Genomic DNA, 16764 nt, shown 5'->3' with positions numbered 1-16764 from the left:
CTCGATTGCGGGAAAAATCTCTGATTTTTACGGGTTGCCATGAAAGAGACGAGGGGAAAGATATACGGGGTGGCCGGCCCGACGGTCATGGTCAAGGGAATGACCGGGGCCATAATGAATACCGTCTGCCTCGTGGGCAGGCAGGGGCTCCTCGGAGAGATAATACGCATAAAAGAAGACATGGTGACGCTCCAGGTTTATGAGGATACCGTCGGAATCTCCGTAGGCGAGGACGTCATAAGCTACGGTATCCCTCTTAGCGTCACGCTCGGCCCGGGGCTCCTTGCCGGCCTCTTCGACGGCATACAGAGGCCGCTCGAAAAAATAAGGGACACTGCCGGAGGGTTCCTTACAAGGGGCGTAAAGGTCGAGGCGCTCGACCTCGATAGGGTCTGGGATTTTACGCCCATCAGGAAAAAGGGCGACACCGTCGCGCCCGGCGACATCCTCGGCACTATCGAGGAAACGGAACGCATTACGCACAGGGTGATGGTGCCGCCCGGCCTCGGGGGCGTCATAAAGGAGATAAAGTCCGGGAAGGTCTCGGGGGCCGAGTACATATGCATGCTCGAAAGGGGGCAGTTCATCGAGCTATACCAGGAATGGCCCGTAAGAAGGCCCAGGCCCTTTAAGGCGAAGCTACCGCCCGAGTCGCCTTTCATAACCGGACAGAGGGTCTTCGATACGCTCCTCCCGGTCGCCGAGGGCGGCACGGCGATTGTGCCCGGCGGCTTCGGCACGGGTAAGACCGTGGTCGAGCAGACCATTGCCAAGTTCTCTCGTAGCGACATTGTCGTATACGTTGGCTGCGGCGAGCGGGGTAACGAGATGTCGGAGATACTCTCGGACTTCCCCAAGCTCAAGGACCCGACCTCCGGGCTGCCGCTGAGCCTCCGGACGGTAATAGTCGTAAACACCTCCAACATGCCCGTCGCCGCCCGCGAGGCCTCGATATTCACGGGCATTACGATTGCCGAGTATTTCAGGGACATGGGCTACAGCGTCGCCATGCTCGCGGATTCCATCTCAAGGTGGGCCGAGGCCCTGCGGGAGATCTCGTCGAGGCTCGAGGAGATGCCCGGAGAGGAGGGGTTCCCGCCGTATCTCGCAACCCAGCTCGGCATGTTCTACGAGCGCTCCGGGAAGGTCATGTGCCTGGGCTCGGAGGACAGGACGGGGTCGGTAACGGTAATAAGCGCAGTATCTCCCCCGGGCGGCGACTTTTCGGAGCCCGTTACGCAGGCCTCGCTCCGGTTCGCGGGCACGCTTTGGGCGCTCGACCCGGACCTCGCGTACAGGAGGCATTTCCCGGCCGTCAACTGGCTCGCGAGCTTCAGCCTCTTTCAGGCCGAGCTCGACGACTGGTTCGGAAGGGAGGTCGCCGAGGACATGGTGAGGCTGAGAGACAGGCTCTACTCGCTCCTTCAGAGGCAGACCGAATTGAAGGAAATAATACAGATAATAGGCGTCGAGGCGCTGCAGGAATCCGACAGGCTGACACTCGAAGCCGCGAACCTCGCGACAGACGCGTTCCTAAAGCAGAGCGCATTCAGCGAAATAGACGCATTCAATACCTATGAGAAGCAATACTGGATGCTGAAGACCATATTCGCCTACCTTGAGAGCGCCGAGGAGGCTTTGGAGAGAGGGGTCTTCATCGAGACCATACTGGATAGCCCGGTAAAATGGAAGCTCGCCCGCATGAAAGACGAGCCGAACGAGGGCTTCTCGGCAAAGGGCCGGGCCCTCATAGGAGAGATCGAGAGCGAGTTCACCATACTCGAGGAAAAATGAAATGGCGTTGGACCTCATAAAAAGACAGTACAGGACGCTTGCGACCATATCCGGCCCGCTCATATTCGTGGACAGGATGACAAGGGGGAGCCTCGGCGAGATGTGCGTCGTCGACCTCCCCGAAGGCGAGCAGAGGACCGGGCAGATACTCCAGCTCATGGGGGAGAGGGCCGTCATACAGGTGCTTGAAGGGACCTCGGGAATAGACTCCGACGAGTCGAGCGTGCTGCCGACCGGGGAGACGGCCCGTGTAGGTGTCTCCATGGACCTCTTCGGCAGGGTTCTTAACGGCTTCGGCGAGCCCATAGACGGCCTGCCGCCCATAGTGCCTGACGAGTACAAGGAGATAAACGGGTTGCCCATGAACCCGGCCGCCCGCGAAAAGCCGGACTTCTTCGTCCAGACCGGCATCTCGGCAATAGACGGGCTCAATACCCTCGTCCGGGGGCAGAAGCTCCCGATATTCTCGGGCGCGGGGCTCCCTGCAAAGGAGCTGGCTCTTCAGATAGTGAGGCAGGCGAAGGTCGCTGAGGCGGAAGAGTTCGCGGTCATACTCGGTGCAATGGGCATAACATCGAGGGAGAGCTTCTTTTTCAGGAGGTCGCTTGAGGAGGCTGGCGCGCTTGAGCGGACCATAGCATTCATAAACCAGGTGAACGACCCGACCATCGAGAGGCTCTTCACCCCGAGGATAGCGCTTACCGTCGCCGAGTACCTCGCCTTCGAGCGCGGCTATCATGTGATGGTGGTCCTTACGGACATGACCTCATACTGCGAATCGCTCCGTGAGATAGGGAGCGCACGCGAGGAGATCCCCGGCAGAAGGAGCTATCCCGGCTATATGTACACCGACCTTGCGACCCTCTACGAAAGGGCGGGTAGGCTCAAGGGCGGCAAGGGCTCCGTGACGCTCATGCCCATACTCACCATGCCCGACGATGACATAACGCACCCCATACCCGACCTTACCGGCTACATCACCGAGGGGCAGATAGTCTTGAGCAGGGCCTTGCACAGAAAAGGGATATACCCGCCCATAGACGTCCTCCCGTGCCTTTCGCGGCTAATGAACCTCGGTATAGGAAAGGGTAAGACGAGGGACGGGCACAGGACCATAGCCGACCAGCTCTACTCCGCGTACGCGAGGGGCATCGACGTAAGAAGGCTCGTGACTATAGTCGGCGAGGAGGGGCTTTCGGACCTTGACCGGAGATACCTGGCCTTCTCCGACGAGTTCGAAAGGAGGTTCGTGGGCCAGGGCCGGGAAGACCGCTCCATAGACGAGACCCTGGACCTGGGGCTTGAGCTCCTTAAGACAGTGCCCGAGAGGGAGGCCGTGGCAAGGAGAAGATAGATGGCGGTACTCGAAAAGAGCGCGCCCACGAGGGAGCAGTTCATGGCCCTCCGGCGGAGGTACGAGGTCATAGGCAAGGGCCTTGAGCTTCTTAAGAGCAAGCGGGAGGCCCTCATGAAGGAGTTCTTCGGCATCGTGGACGAATCGATAAGGATGCGCGAGGAACTGAATAGCCTCCTTGCCGACGCCCAGAGGCGGATAGAGCGCGCAAGGGCCATAGACGCAGGGTCAATAGAGTCGTTCGCCCATGCCTCCAGGAGGAGCGTGCCCTTGAGCATAAAGGCCAGGAACGTATGGGGCATCTTCATCCCGGAGATAGATGAGGTCAGACTTACGAGGTCTATTGAGGCCAGGGACATATCCCCGCTCGGCGAAAGGGCCGAGGTGCTCGACGCCGCCCGGGAGTTCGAGGCCGCAACAGAGCTGATCGTAAAGATAGCCTCGCGCGAGGTGAGGCTATCCCGCATAGGCGAGGTCATACGCTCGGATTCAAGAAAGATAAACGCAATAAACGAGGTAATACTCCCCTCCATAAAGGACAGGATAAAGTACATAGAACGCGTCCTCGAGGAAAGGGAGAGGGAGGAGATATTCAGGCTCAAAAGAAATAAGGCAAGAAGGCAGGCGGAGGAAGGGGCTTAAGCCGGTTTTTGGGCTTAAACCTATCCCGCCAGGAGCCCTTCCAAACCCCTTCAGAAAATCGGAAAACCCCTTTCATATCCTCTTGTATTGGGCCGCCCCCTTCTGGTATATTAAATTTTTTCATTCCATCCGCAGGGGTTTCAAGGTGATAGAGAGGTACACGAGGAAGGAGATGGGCCGCATATGGGAGCCGGAAAACCGGTTTCGGAAGTGGCTCGAAGTGGAGATAGCGGCCTGCGAGGCCTGGGAAAGGCTCGGGAAGATCCCGAAGAAATCCCTCGAAGTAATCAAAAAGAAAGCGGATTTCGATGTAGCGCGTATCGACGAAATAGAGAGGACGGTCAAGCACGACGTAATCGCCTTCCTTACGTCTGTCGCCGAGTTCGTCGGGCCTGACTCACGCTTCATACACATGGGGCTTACTTCATCGGACGTCCTCGATACCTCGCTCGCATTGCTTCTAAGGGAATCGGCCGACCTCATAATCTCCGACATAAAGGGGCTCATGTCCGTGCTCGAGAAAAAGGCGTTCGAGCACAAGATGACCCCCATGATGGGCCGCTCACACGGCATACACGCCGAGCCAACGACCTTCGGACTCAAGATGGCCCTCTGGTATGACGAGATGGGGAGGAACCTCGAGAGGATGGAGCGGACCAAGGAAGTAATCTCCTACGGCAAGCTCTCCGGCGCGGTCGGGACCTTCTCGCAGATAGACCCGAGGGTCGAAAAATTCGCGCTCAGGAAACTCGGCTTGAAACCCGAGCCCGTAGCCACCCAGGTCGTCCACAGGGACAGGCACGCGGAGTTCTTCTCGACTCTCGCCATCATCGCCTCGTCCATCGAGAAGTTCGCGGTCGAAATAAGGCACCTCCAGAGGACGGAGGTGCTGGAAGCAGAGGAGCCTTTCACCAAGGGGCAGAAGGGCTCGTCCGCCATGCCGCACAAGAGAAACCCCATACTCTCAGAGAACCTTACCGGGCTTGCAAGGCTCATTCGCGGATACGCAGTCAGCGCGATAGAGAACATCCCGCTCTGGCACGAGAGGGACATAAGCCATTCGTCGGTCGAGAGGGTAATCGCTCCGGATGCGACCATACTCGTCGATTTCATGCTTTCGAGGGCCACTGGCCTCGTAAGGGACCTGGTCGTGTATCCGGCGAACATGCTGGAGAACATGGACAAGCTCAAGGGTGTGGTATTCTCGCAGAAGGTCCTCCTTAAGCTCGTGGACAAGGGCGCCACAAGGGAAGAGGCCTACGCGATAGTCCAGAGGAACGCCATGAAGGTCTGGGAGGGGCTCGGGGACTTCAAATCCATCCTCATGGACGACAATGAAGTGAGGGGCTATCTTACGGAGAAGGAGATAGGCGCCTCTTTCGACATAAAGCCGTATCTGAAGCAAGTTGACTATATTTTCAAGAGGACCTTCGGGAAGAAGGGATCTGAGTCTTAGGAGGGGGAGGCTTTGATGGAAAAGCGCGAAAAAATCTATGAGGGCAAGGCGAAGGTCCTCTTTACGACCGACGACCCTGACCTCCTGATACAGTATTTCAAGGACGAGGCGACCGCCTTTGACGGGAAGAAAAAGGGCGTAATCGAGGAAAAGGGCACGCTCAACAACAAGATATCCTCGGCCATCTTCAGGATGCTCGAATCAAACGGCGTAAAGACCCATTTCGTCAAGGAGCTCAATGACCGGGAGATGCTGGTTAAAAAGCTTCGCATAATCCCGGTCGAGGTGGTCGTAAGGAACCTCATCGCCGGAAGCCTCTCGAAGAGGCTCGGCATAGAGGAGGGGACCTCTTTAAGCGAGCCCATCGTCGAGTTCTTCTACAAGAGCGACCCGCTCGGCGACCCCATGATAAACGAGTACCACGCCAGGGTCTTCGGGTGGGCGACCGACGCGGAATTGAAGGAGATGTCCGCGACCGCGCTTAAGGTGAACGAAATACTCTCCCGGTTTTTCGACGAGAGGGGTATAATACTGGTGGATTTCAAGCTCGAGTTCGGCGAGCACAAGGGGAAAGTGCTCCTCGGGGACGAGATAACCCCGGACGGCTGCAGACTCTGGGACAAGAAGACGCGCGAGAAGCTCGACAAGGACAGGTTCAGGAGGGACCTGGGCAAGGTCGGCGAGGCCTACCAGGAGGTCCTGAGGAAGGTGATGGAATGAGGGCGAAGGTATACGTGACGCTTAAGAAGGGCGTTCTCGACCCGCAGGGCAAGGCGGTTATGGGCGCGCTGGGCTCAATGGGCTTTAATGAAGTCAAGGACGTAAGGGTCGGGAAGTTCATGGAGGTGGAGCTTGATCGGACCTCGCCGGAAGCCGCTGAGAAGAGGCTCCGGGAGATGTGCGAGAAGCTCCTCGCAAACACGGTAATAGAGAACTACAGGATAGAGCTGGAATAGAAAAACGCATGCCGGCCCCGTAAGCAGGTTTGCGATGAAGGGAAATCATGAAGTTTGGAATAATAGTGTTCCCCGGGTCAAACTGCGACCACGACTGCTACCACGCCGTAAAGCACGTATTCGGCCAGGAAGCCGAATACGTCTGGCACAAGTCCACGAGCCTTGAGGGCTTCGACTGCGTCATACTGCCGGGCGGCTTTTCATACGGCGACTACCTCCGTACAGGCGCGATAGCGAGCTTTTCGCCGGTCATGAACGAGGTCGTCTCGTTCGCCAGGAAGGGCGGCCTTGTCATGGGTATCTGCAACGGCTTCCAGATATTGACGGAAGCGGGCCTCCTTCCGGGCGTGCTCATGCGGAACAAGGGCCTGAAGTTCATCTGCGAGCACACCCATTTAAGGGTGGAGAACAATGGATCGCGCTTCACGAGCCGCTACTCCGGCGGCCAGGTCGTGGACATACCAATAGCCCACGCGGACGGTAACTACTACGCCGACCCCGAGACTATCGCGAGGCTCGAGGGCGAGGGCAGGGTGGCTTTCAGGTATTCGACCCCGGACGGGATCGTAAGCGACTCCGCGAACCCCAACGGCTCCATTTCCAATATAGCCGGCATCTTGAACGAGAAGGGGAACGTGCTCGGAATGATGCCGCACCCCGAGAGGGCGCTTGAAGGCGAGCTTGGCTCGCTTGACGGCAGGGGCGTTTTCGAATCCATCCTCGGCCGAGTCAGGTCGTAATCATAATCAGAACAGGTGAACATGGAACCGAAGACACGCCTTAAAGACGAGCTGGATTCGGGCAGGTTCGTAATAACAGCCGAGATATGTCCGCCCAGGGGCACGGACACCGAGACATTCCTCCGGAAGGCCAGGCTTCTACGGGGCAGGATCGCCGCGGCGAACGTAACGGACAACCAGAGGGCGGTCATGCGCCTTTCGTCGCTCGCCTGCTCGGTCCTCCTCCTTAACGAGGGCATAGACCCGGTCTTCCAGATGACATGCAGGGACAGGAACAGGCTTGCGCTCCAGTCAGACATCCTGGGCGCGTGGGTCCTGGGGGTGAGGAACATCCTGGCCCTTACCGGCGACCATGTCGCCTTCGGCGACCACAGGGAGGCAAAGGCCGTCTTCGACGTGGACTCTGTCCAGCTCGTGGGCCTTATAGACACCCTGAACCACGGGAAGAACATGAAGGCTACCGAGCTACGGGGGAAGACTGATTTTTATATCGGCGCGGTCGTCGCGCCGGAGGCCAACCCCTGGGGGCCGGAGGAGATAAAATTCGAGAAGAAGGTCGCATCCGGGGCCAGGTTTTTCCAGACCCAGGCCATCTTCGATATGGAGAAGTTCAAGAGGTTCTTCGAGGGCGCTGAGAAAAGCGGGGTAAGAGTGCTCGGCGGAATACTGCTTTTAAAATCCGCGAAGATGGCGCAGTACCTGAATAACAACGTTCCCGGCGTTAACGTGCCGCAGGGGCTCATAGACGAGCTCGAGGCCGCGCCCGACCAGTTGAAAAAAGGCATCGAGATAGCCTCAAGGCAGGTGCGTGAGCTTAAAGGCTTCTGCCACGGCGCTCATATAATGGCCATCGGGCAGGAAGAGAGCGTGGTGGAGATAATAGAAGGGGCTTGAGTCCCCGGCGCGCCGGAGTCTTTTCGTCCGCTTTTCAGTCGCTCGCCTGTTTTTGTCCAGCAATCCTAAAAAGCCTTTCCGCACTTTTCGAAAACTCGCAAGTATTCCCCCTTTTATCTAAAGAGGGACTGTGGAGATTATCGAGCCGGGTCCATATTCCACGACAAAGATACCCCGTTCTTTGCGGCGTGGTATCTAATCAAGGGCGCAAAAGACCTTTTGCGCGGTGCTGAGGTGACTTGAATTTTAAATGATTCGCTAACGGAAGCGGAAACGGCGGATGGTTTAAAGCTGGCTGCTCTCGTCGTTCGATCTGTCCTTACTCGCTCGATCCCTCTCTGGTTATTATGAATTCAGGCTCACCTTCTTCGGGTGCGGCCTCAAACGCCTGATTTACAGGGGGCTCCTCAATGGCCTTTTCCTTTACGGCCTCCTCGGCCTTAACGGCGCTCCCGCCTGCCGCGATAAAGACCGCGTCCTCGCTGCCGCTGTTCTCAAGGCTGGTGTTGTCGGAACCTTTGACATGGAAGGCCTCGCCCGGTCCGACCGGCACGGAGGTCTTGCCGCTTCTTACGAGCAGGCTGCCCTTTATCACGAACACTATTTCTTCCCGGCCCTCGGGCGGGGCGAGTTTCCGTGGCGCTTCTCCCGGCCTGAGCCTGGCATATGCCATATAGACCGCATTGGACTTCAAGTCCTCGAGGCCGAGAAGGTATGTGCCGTCCTCGTGGGCTTCGGCGAGTTGCGGTAGCCTGTATATCTTCATGCCATTGATTCCATTGTGTCCTTGAAGTGCTCGACAAAGTCCTCGCCGTGGAGCGGGCGGACTATTATCTCTTTTTTCTCGCGGTCAAGCAGGATCTCAACCTCCGCGCCGGGGATGAGCTCTAAAAACCTCAGGTACTCGGCGGGGAGTACGACGCCTTCCTTGCCCTTTTCGATTTTTATGATCTTGTCTTTCATGGCGTTTTTGAGAGCCCTGAAGCGCGTGCCGAAGCTGAGTGTATGATGTCGTATATAGTATATTAGGCAGGTCCCGGAGTAGTCAAGAATTTAAGTGTACAAGACCTTTCTTTTTTGCAATAATTTCAGGTGAGCGGGGATTCGCTCTGGATTCCTCAATGTCTTTTATAACGGCCCCGGCAACCCGCCGCTTGTGCAGGCCCTTCGATTGAGAGGCTCGCGGCTCCCTTCCCGGACGAGCGCAAAAGGCGTTCTTAAAAAAGGTAACCCATGCAGAAGGACAACCGCCTCATATCGAGGATAACCAAGCAGCGGTATTTCTCGTCCAGGGACCTTCAGTTCTCGATAGCCCTGCTCGTGGTGCTCGCCCTCCTCGCGGGCATATTCCTCCAGACCGTATCCTCGGCCCTTATCACCTATTACGGGATGAGCTCCCCTCTCCTGGCCGTTTTTCTCGCCGCCGGCTATGTAGGCATAGTCATTTTAATAGCGGTCTTCTTCACCTACCGTCTTGTGGGGCCTTTCAGGCGGCTTGAATACGAGATGAAGCTCATACAGGCCGGGGACCTCTCTAAACGGCTCTCGGTCAGGACCCAGGACGACCTGCACATAAGGAACTTCGTGAATTTTGTGAACTCGTTCGTTGCCGGCTTCGAGGCCGCGAAAAAGAACGAGGAGCGGCTCCGGGTAGAAATACTTTCAAGGCTCGAGGAGATATCGAAGGGGCTCGAAGCCGGCAAGGCCGCCCCGGGCCTATGCGCCGAGCTTAAAGAGCTTATCGGCAAGCTCAGGGAGGCCGGAAGATGACGCGGGCAATCCGCATAGCGGCGCTCGCGGTGGCGGCGGTCGTCATATTCTGCCAATCCGCCCTTGCCATGCCCTCCGGCGAATACCGGGTGCGCGAGGTGATAGACGGCGACACCGTCATACTCTCGAACGGCGAGACGGTAAGGTACATAGGCGTGGACACTCCTGAGGTGAACGAGTTCCACTGGCTGGAGGCCAGGGTGAGGAACATGTCCATCGTGCTCGGCAGGCTCGTGCGCGTTGACGTCTGCGGGGCTGAAAAAAGGGACAAATACGGCAGGGTGCTCGCGTGGGTTTACTCCGCCGAGGGCGAGCTTGTGAGCGAGACCCTGATAAGGGAAGGGCTCGGCAGGGCCCTGGCCATACCGCCCTGCGGGGTGAGGATGGCCAGGAGGCTTGCGGCTGCCGAGGCCGAGGCAAAGGCCGCGAAGCTCGGGATCTGGGGGAGCGCCGCCAGATCCCAGGCGCTCTCGATAACCCCGTTCGAGGCCTGGATGCACGTCGGCGAGATGGTGAGGATGACGGGAGAGGTGAGCGACGCTGTCAGGTTTGGCGACACCTGGTTCCTGGAGTTCTGGCCGGATACCGTAAAGGCGGTCGTCATGCCGAGGGCCTTCTTCGAGTTCGAGAGGAGGGGCATAAGCCTGCATTCCTTCAAGGGTAAGACGGTCACCATAACCGGCATACTCCATGAGGGGAGAAGCGGCCTGGAGATACTGATAGACTCGCCGTCGAGGATAGAATAGGCTCTCCTTTGGTTTTTTTGTGTTGACAATACCGAGCCCGGTTGATTAAGATGAATTCTTAAGGCGGCGTACCCAAGTGGCAAGGGAGCAGTCTGCAAAACTGCCATCCAGCGGTTCGAATCCGCTCGCCGCCTCCATTTTCCCCCCTTCCTTTTTAAACTACCCGAATTTTTTGAACTAAGCAGACAGGAAGCGATTTTAGCCCCCATCTCCAACGCCTTTCCGTCCGACATTGGCCTTGACAGGAGTTCCTTTGCCATGCTATGTTCATTTTGTGAACAGACTAGGCGACCTGGCCCTTTCAGGCGCTTGGTCTGCGGCTGAACCGGGATGAAAAGGCCGGAAATTCCCTGCAGAGAGCTGAAAATAGCCGATGAAGCAAAGCGTACTTATCTCCATAGATTTTGTGCGGAAGCTCTTCAAAAGCAGGCAGATGCTCTGGGCCATGGCAATGAGGGACCTCAAGGCCAAATATGTTGGGAGCGTCTTCGGCCTCACCTGGGCGATCATTCATCCGCTCGTGCAGGTCCTGGTATACGGCCTGGTTTTCGGGGTCATCTTCAAGTCCAGGCCCGATGCGTCCTACGGCACGGACAGCTACATCCTATTCCTTCTGACCGGCATACTCCCCTGGCAGTTCTTTCAGCAGGGCGTCACATCGGCAATGGGTTCCATAAATTCGAACAGCAATCTAGTCAAAAAGGCCGTGGGCTTCCCGTCGGAGCTTCTGCCCATAATCTCTGTAATGAGCAGCTTCATTAACCACCTCATAGGCCTGAGTCTCCTTCTTTTGGCGCTCGTGGTCATCGAGTTCCGGCTCCCCCTGTACGCTCCGTTGATAATCCCCTATCTCTTTTTTATCTCGCTTTTCGCGATAGGGCTCGGCTGGATACTTTCGAGCGTGAGCGTGTATCTCCGCGACCTTAAGCAGGTAATAGATATGCTCATGCTGGCGTGGTTCTTCCTTACCCCGATATTCTATTCGCCGTCCATAGTGCCGCCGGGGATGATGGCCTTTCTCAAGTTCAACCCGCTTTTCCTGGTGGTGGAGGGGTTCAGGGAATCGCTCCTTGCCGGGAGGCTCCCCAACCCCCAGGCCATTGCCTATCTCGCGTTCGTGTCGTTAATAACATTCGGCGTCGGCGGCCTCTTCTTCAGGCGCTTGAAGCCCGGCTTCGCGGAGGTACTGTAGGCATATGTCCGGGACCGCCATACGCATATCGAACGTCAGCAAGAGCTACCGCATGTACCCCGCCCCCGCCGACAGGATGAAGGAGCTTCTTCACCCTTTCGGCAAGAAATACCACAAGGACTTCTGGGCGCTCCGGGACGTAAGCCTTGAGGTGCCGAAGGGCACGACTTTCGGCATAGTCGGGCAGAACGGCTCGGGGAAGAGCACCCTTTTGCAGATAATCGCAGGGATACTGAGCCCTACGGTAGGGAGCGTGGAGGTAAGCGGCAGGATTTCCGCCCTCCTTGAGCTCGGAGCGGGTTTTAATAAGGAATTCACCGGCAGGGAGAACGTATTCCTGCAGGGCGCGATGCGGGGCATCACGAGGGAGGAGATGGAGGAGAAGTTCGACTCCATAACCGCCTTCGCGGACATAGGCCACTTCATAGACCAGCCGGTAAAGAAGTATTCGAGCGGCATGTACGTGAGGCTCGCCTTCGCCTGCGCCATCAATATCGACCCCGAAATACTAATCGTTGACGAGGCGCTTGCCGTTGGCGACGCGATGTTCCAGAGGCGGTGCTACAGGAGGCTCGAGGAGTTCCAGAAGAGCGGGAAGACGATATTGTTCGTCTCGCATAACGTGGGCACTGTCACGAACATCTGCACCCAGGCCATGTTCCTGGACCGGGGCAGGGTAGTGTGCCTGGGAAGCCCCAAGGAAGTGGTGAACGCCTACAGCAAGGCCCTTGCCGAGAGGGAGGCCGAGTACGCCCGGAAAATGAGCGGCGGCAAAGAGATAGCGCCGAAATGGGACGGGGAGGGGGAGGATGAGAGGGTCGAGGGGCCCGGCGAGTTCCGCTTCGGCGCGGGCGGCGCGGAATTGAAGGAAATAGAGCTTTTGAACGGGAAAGGCGAGCCGACTACGTTCATCGAGGCCGGAGAGCCGTATACGGTGAGGGCCAGGGTGCTTTTCAAAAAGGACATGGAAGAGCCTGTGCTGGGCTTCATGATAAAGACGCTGAATGGCCTGGAGCTTTCAGGCGCGAGCACCGAGTCAGCCAAAACGCCCATTGGGCCGGTAAGGAAAGGCGATTTCAGGGAGATACGCTTCGACCAGAAAATGAACCTCAACCCCGGCCAGTACGCGATAACCTCCTCGGTTGCTGAGTTCGATAAGAGCGATAGGATATTCCACGACAGAAGGCTTGACGTGCTATTTTTCAAGGTGATAGGGACGACCGTGTCATATGGGATAGTCAACAGCGGCAGCGCTATTTCTATAACGGCTGATGCTGAAGGTATTACATATTGAGAAAACCTGAATCTTCAAGGGAATTGGAAATTAACATGAGAAAAGGTTTTACAATCTGGTTCACCGGGCTGTCCGGCGCGGGAAAAACGACGCTCTCGAATCTCCTGCACCATAGCCTTCAGAAAAGGGGCGTGACCAACGTCGAGGTGCTTGACGGCGATGTCGTAAGGACTCACCTTTCAAAGGGGCTGGGCTTCACCAGGGAAGACAGGGACACCAACATAAGGAGGATAGGCTGGGTCGCCCATCTTCTTACCAAGCACAGGGTCCCGAATCTCGTCTCAGCAATTTCACCTTACAGGAATGTCAGGGATGAGGTCAGGAACCTGATAGAACATACCGGTGGAGAGTTTATCGAGGTGTTCGTCGATTGTCCGGTCGAGGTCTGCGAAAAGAGGGATGTGAAAGGCCTTTACGCAAAGGCGAGGGCAGGCGAGATAAGGCAATTCACGGGCATTGACGACCCGTATGAGCCGCCGCAGAGTCCAGAGGTGCATATCAGGACTGATCATATTTCGGTCCAGCAGGGCGTGGATATGATATTGAAGCATATTACAGAAAAAGGGCTTATCTGAGCGCGCCTTTTTTTGCGATTAGCAGGAGAGGTCGGGTAATGGAAACCGGGTGCAAGGAAGCGCACGAGCTTGAATTTCAGAAACTCTGGCTGCAATTCGATAAGGATTTTCTGTCTGGCAAGCTACTTGAATACTGGAAGAAATATAGGTTTTTCGACGAGGTACAGACCTTCATCAGGCCTCTTCAGGGCAAGAAAGTGCTTGATATCGGCTGCGGCGTCATCTCGGTTTTGAACCTTATAAAGGAACCCGGCGCCGAGCTTCACGGCATCGACCCCCTCATGGATGAATACAAACAATTATACAAGCTGGACGATGGGATTGATTGGTCGGCTGCGCCGGGCGAAAAGGTCCCTTTCCCTGGCGGGTATTTCGACATCGTCTTTTGCACCAATGTGCTTGACCATACGGAAAACCCCGATGCCGTGTTGGACGAAGTGCGAAGGGTGCTTAAAGACGGAGGCGTATTCGTTTTGACCACCGACATTTTCAAGGTTCCAGAAAAACGCAATCCGGCCCATCCGCATGCATTTACGGATGAATCAGTTGATATCCTTCTGGATAGGCATGGCATGAATACATTGTTCAACAGGAACTCTCAAGTCAGGGCTCAAGTATTCAGGTTTATGAAAAACGATTTGATTCAAGATGATGTTCGTGAAAAGGTCGTGGTCGCAAGGAAAGCTTGAATTCATAGTGCGGCTTGTTTAAAGGCAGGGAAGAAGATGGAACAAAGGGCAATCGGCATTCTCGGCATGCACAGAAGCGGGACTTCCGCACTTGCGCGGGCGGTAAACCTTCTTGGCGCGTACATCGGCGAGGAAACCGATTTGGTGCCCAAATCAAGGTTCAATCCCGAGGGATATTGGGAGCAGCAAGCCATTGTTGACCTGCATGACAAGATTTTAGATCATTTCAACAGGGATTGGCGTACGGCCGCCCCCTTGCCTGAGGGCTGGCATCTTATGAACGAGATGAAGCCTTTCAGGACTGAGCTCATTGACTTGATAAGGGCAAAATATAAGGATCAAAAGCTATGGATGTGGAAAGATCCGCGTACCTCCATATTGCTGGAAATTTGGAAAAACGCGCTCAAAGAACTCGGAATCCATCTTTCGTGCATCGTCATAATAAGGAATCCTCTTGAGGTAGTAGGCTCGCTGGAAAAACGAACAGACCCTAGTAGCCGTAATAAAATATACGGAATATGGCTGAACTATAACCTTTGCATCTTGCGCTCGACCAAATTTGTCCAGCATGCTCTTATTTCTTTTGATGATTTCATGATGGACTGTGAAAATCAAATGCGAAGATGCTCGGCGGCTCTCGATTTGCCATGGCCGGAAGGCGAAGAGATAAGAACTCAAATAAAGCAATTCATACGGCCAGACCTACGACATAATATTACCGGAATTGATGAATTGAGAAGGTCTGACGCGCCTTCTTCTGTTATCACATTTTGGGAACTTCTCCAAAATGTAATAAGAAGAAATGCGAATGCTGATGATTTGCTCAATTTGGAAACAGAAAGGCTTTATTCCGAATTGAATTCATATGCGCGATTTTTCAATGATGAATCGTTAAAATGCTATAAGTATCACAAGAGCCTGGAAGCGCTTAAGTTGAAAATGGACGCGTGTCGCAATGAATTGGCAGAAAAGAACGAAAGGATTAAGTTTCTTGAGCAGCAGTTGAGCACCCCGCATTGGAAAAGAGTGTTAGAAAAATGTCGGATTCGGATAGCGTTAAAATGAAGGTAACATACATAGTCGGCATTTTTCCCAAGCTCTCGGAAACTTTCGTGCTCAACCAGATAACCGACCTGATTGACATGGGGCACGATGTCGAGATAATATCGTCCAACAGGCCGAAGGAAGAGGTCGTACATGAGAGCGTAGAGCGATACGGCCTCCTCTCTAAGACCCATTACCTTACGAGGAACCAGTCTAATATCGGGTTCGAGCTTAATGAAAAGCTCGTCTCCGCCCTTTTTTTCACCGATATCATCCACGCCCATTTTGCGGCGAGTCAGACTGAAATAGCCCTTAAAATTGCGAGGTCCTTCGGCATCCCGTACGTCTTCACTGCCCATGCCTTTGACATATTCGCAAACCCGGACGCAGGCGCGCTCCGCGAGAAATTCGAAGCGGCCTCAAAGGCGATCACGATTTCGGATTTCAACAGGGACTATCTTCTAAAGTTACTCGGGGAAGACCTCAGGGGAAAAATCGAGGTCATAAGGTGCGGGGTCAGGCTTGAGGATTTCAGGTTCATAGAGAGGAAGCCCGGAGAGAAGGTTAAGATACTCTTTGTCGGGCGGTTTGTGGAGAAAAAGGGAGTTCGCTACGCGATTGAGGCATTCAGGGAGGTCGCCTCTGAGATAAGCAATGCGGAGCTCAGGATAATCGGAGACGGGGAGCTGAAGGACGAAATCGTCGGCCTGATAAACGCCCTTGACCTGCGGGAGAGGGTTGTGCTTCTCGGCCCCATGCCGCAATCCGCCGTCTTGAAGGAAATGGAAGGCGCGGACATATTCCTCCTCCCTTCCGTCACCGCTGGGAACGGCGACAGGGAAGGCGTGCCCGTCTCGATAATGGAGGCCTCGGCAACCGGACTTCCGGTGGTATCCAGCCTGCACACCGGCATTCCGGAGGTCGTCATAGACGGGAAGACGGGCTTCCTTGCGCCGGAGAAGGACACGGCCCTGCTTGCTGTAAGGCTCAAGGAGCTTATCCGCGACCCTGACCTGAGAAGACGGATGGGAAAGGAGGGCAGGGCCAATATCGAAAGGCTTTACAGCCACAGGGCCGAGATGGGAAGGCTCGAAGGGCTTTTCAAGGAACTCCTTAAGGGTAAGCCGTCAATCTCAGGGCTTCCCGAAAGCCTCAGGCAGCTGCTTGAGGATAGGGTAAGGGGCGTTGCCGCTGAATTTGAAAGTGATTTAAGGCAAAAGAAAGAAGACCTGAGGAATAAGAACGAAGAGCTCAAGAATAAAAACGAAGAACTTAAGATAAAGTCCGGGAAAATACGCGCGTATGAATCAGAACTTCAGAATATCAGCCGATACGTCGACGAGCTTGAGAAAACCTGCATCGGGGAGGGCGGCTAATGAGCGATGGCGAGACCAGGATCCTTCAGAAGGACAACAGCGCCATTATTGAAAAACTGACTGAATACAAAAAACATCACGAACGCAAAAACGAGCGCATAAAAATTCTCGAAGCGCAGGTATGCCGGTTGGAAAAAGAGATACAGGCTATTTACAACAGCATCAGCTGGAAAATAACGGGGCCCTTGAGGAGATTGTATGGATTTTTTAAAGATACTAAATAGGGAAAAACCGGAAAAGGG

Annotated in this window: 19 protein-coding genes and 1 tRNA gene; 18 read left to right on the top strand and 2 right to left on the bottom strand. The window is 55.4% G+C overall.

What is annotated here, in order from left to right; all coding sequences use genetic code 11:
- The first annotated feature begins 39 nt into the window (after nucleotides 1-39).
- The 8 genes from K8I01_06130 to K8I01_06095 all read left to right on the top strand — a co-directional run bounded on the left by K8I01_06130 (nucleotide 40) and on the right by K8I01_06095 (nucleotide 7836).
- Nucleotides 40-1794: a V-type ATP synthase subunit A gene (locus K8I01_06130; GenBank protein ID MBZ0219991.1), complete on the top strand. Its 1755-nt coding sequence runs from the start codon at nucleotides 40-42 to the stop codon at nucleotides 1792-1794.
- Nucleotide 1795: 1 nt separating this feature from the next.
- Complete coding sequence (locus tag K8I01_06125; protein MBZ0219990.1) at nucleotides 1796-3148, top strand: V-type ATP synthase subunit B; 1353 nt, start codon at nucleotides 1796-1798, stop codon at nucleotides 3146-3148.
- Nucleotides 3149-3790 carry a V-type ATP synthase subunit D gene (locus K8I01_06120; GenBank protein ID MBZ0219989.1) on the top strand — a complete coding sequence of 214 codons (642 nt, stop codon included), beginning with the start codon at nucleotides 3149-3151 and terminating at the stop codon, nucleotides 3788-3790.
- Between the two features lie 145 nt (nucleotides 3791-3935).
- Nucleotides 3936-5246 carry an adenylosuccinate lyase gene (gene purB / locus K8I01_06115; GenBank protein ID MBZ0219988.1) on the top strand — a complete coding sequence of 437 codons (1311 nt, stop codon included), beginning with the start codon at nucleotides 3936-3938 and terminating at the stop codon, nucleotides 5244-5246.
- A 15-nt stretch (nucleotides 5247-5261) separates the two neighbouring features.
- Nucleotides 5262-5966 (top strand): phosphoribosylaminoimidazolesuccinocarboxamide synthase, encoded by a 705-nt coding sequence (locus tag K8I01_06110; protein MBZ0219987.1) that lies wholly within the window; start codon nucleotides 5262-5264, stop codon nucleotides 5964-5966.
- Nucleotides 5963-6202, top strand: a complete 240-nt coding sequence (gene purS, locus K8I01_06105; protein ID MBZ0219986.1) for a phosphoribosylformylglycinamidine synthase subunit PurS — start codon at nucleotides 5963-5965, stop codon at nucleotides 6200-6202. Before K8I01_06110 ends, purS begins: the two co-directional genes overlap by 4 nt.
- Nucleotides 6203-6249: 47 nt before the next feature.
- A complete protein-coding gene (purQ, locus tag K8I01_06100) occupies nucleotides 6250-6942 on the top strand; it encodes a phosphoribosylformylglycinamidine synthase subunit PurQ (protein MBZ0219985.1) in 693 nt (230 codons plus the stop codon).
- 21 nt (nucleotides 6943-6963) lie between these two features.
- The gene (locus K8I01_06095) at nucleotides 6964-7836 is read left to right on the top strand and encodes a methylenetetrahydrofolate reductase (protein ID MBZ0219984.1); all 873 of its coding nucleotides are present in this window, start codon (nucleotides 6964-6966) and stop codon (nucleotides 7834-7836) included.
- A gap of 319 nt (nucleotides 7837-8155) precedes the next feature.
- Here the strand turns inward: K8I01_06095 and K8I01_06090 are convergent, their stop codons facing one another.
- Entirely contained in the window at nucleotides 8156-8602 is a 447-nt protein-coding gene (locus tag K8I01_06090) for a hypothetical protein (GenBank protein MBZ0219983.1), read from the bottom strand.
- Nucleotides 8599-8799: a hypothetical protein gene (locus K8I01_06085; GenBank protein MBZ0219982.1), complete on the bottom strand. Its 201-nt coding sequence runs from the start codon at nucleotides 8797-8799 to the stop codon at nucleotides 8599-8601. The genes K8I01_06090 and K8I01_06085 overlap by 4 nt, the downstream gene beginning before the upstream one ends.
- 270 nt (nucleotides 8800-9069) lie before the next feature.
- Between K8I01_06085 and K8I01_06080 the strand changes: the two genes are divergently transcribed.
- The 10 genes from K8I01_06080 to K8I01_06035 all read left to right on the top strand — a co-directional run bounded on the left by K8I01_06080 (nucleotide 9070) and on the right by K8I01_06035 (nucleotide 16746).
- Nucleotides 9070-9606 carry a hypothetical protein gene (locus K8I01_06080; protein MBZ0219981.1) on the top strand — a complete coding sequence of 179 codons (537 nt, stop codon included), beginning with the start codon at nucleotides 9070-9072 and terminating at the stop codon, nucleotides 9604-9606.
- Nucleotides 9603-10352: a thermonuclease family protein gene (locus K8I01_06075; GenBank protein ID MBZ0219980.1), complete on the top strand. Its 750-nt coding sequence runs from the start codon at nucleotides 9603-9605 to the stop codon at nucleotides 10350-10352. The genes K8I01_06080 and K8I01_06075 overlap by 4 nt, the downstream gene beginning before the upstream one ends.
- Before the next feature lie 62 nt (nucleotides 10353-10414).
- Nucleotides 10415-10489 (top strand) — tRNA-Cys (locus tag K8I01_06070).
- A gap of 236 nt (nucleotides 10490-10725) precedes the next feature.
- A complete protein-coding gene (locus K8I01_06065) occupies nucleotides 10726-11544 on the top strand; it encodes an ABC transporter permease (protein ID MBZ0219979.1) in 819 nt (272 codons plus the stop codon).
- Between the two features lie 4 nt (nucleotides 11545-11548).
- Entirely contained in the window at nucleotides 11549-12838 is a 1290-nt protein-coding gene (locus K8I01_06060) for an ABC transporter ATP-binding protein (GenBank protein MBZ0219978.1), read from the top strand.
- A 35-nt stretch (nucleotides 12839-12873) separates the two neighbouring features.
- A complete protein-coding gene (gene cysC, locus K8I01_06055) occupies nucleotides 12874-13413 on the top strand; it encodes an adenylyl-sulfate kinase (GenBank protein MBZ0219977.1) in 540 nt (179 codons plus the stop codon).
- A gap of 38 nt (nucleotides 13414-13451) precedes the next feature.
- Nucleotides 13452-14102, top strand: coding sequence for a class I SAM-dependent methyltransferase (locus K8I01_06050; protein MBZ0219976.1), 651 nt, complete (start codon nucleotides 13452-13454; stop codon nucleotides 14100-14102).
- Between the two features lie 36 nt (nucleotides 14103-14138).
- Nucleotides 14139-15167 (top strand): hypothetical protein, encoded by a 1029-nt coding sequence (locus tag K8I01_06045; GenBank protein MBZ0219975.1) that lies wholly within the window; start codon nucleotides 14139-14141, stop codon nucleotides 15165-15167.
- Nucleotides 15164-16522 carry a glycosyltransferase gene (locus K8I01_06040; protein MBZ0219974.1) on the top strand — a complete coding sequence of 453 codons (1359 nt, stop codon included), beginning with the start codon at nucleotides 15164-15166 and terminating at the stop codon, nucleotides 16520-16522. The genes K8I01_06045 and K8I01_06040 overlap by 4 nt, the downstream gene beginning before the upstream one ends.
- A complete protein-coding gene (locus K8I01_06035; GenBank protein ID MBZ0219973.1) occupies nucleotides 16522-16746 on the top strand; it encodes a hypothetical protein in 225 nt (74 codons plus the stop codon). The genes K8I01_06040 and K8I01_06035 overlap by 1 nt, the downstream gene beginning before the upstream one ends.
- Nucleotides 16747-16764: the final 18 nt, after the last annotated feature.

The organism is Deltaproteobacteria bacterium, from assembly GCA_019912665.1.
Taxonomy (GTDB): Bacteria; Desulfobacterota; GWC2-55-46; order GWC2-55-46; family GWC2-55-46; genus UBA5799.
This window is presented reverse-complemented; position numbering and strand designations above follow the sequence as displayed.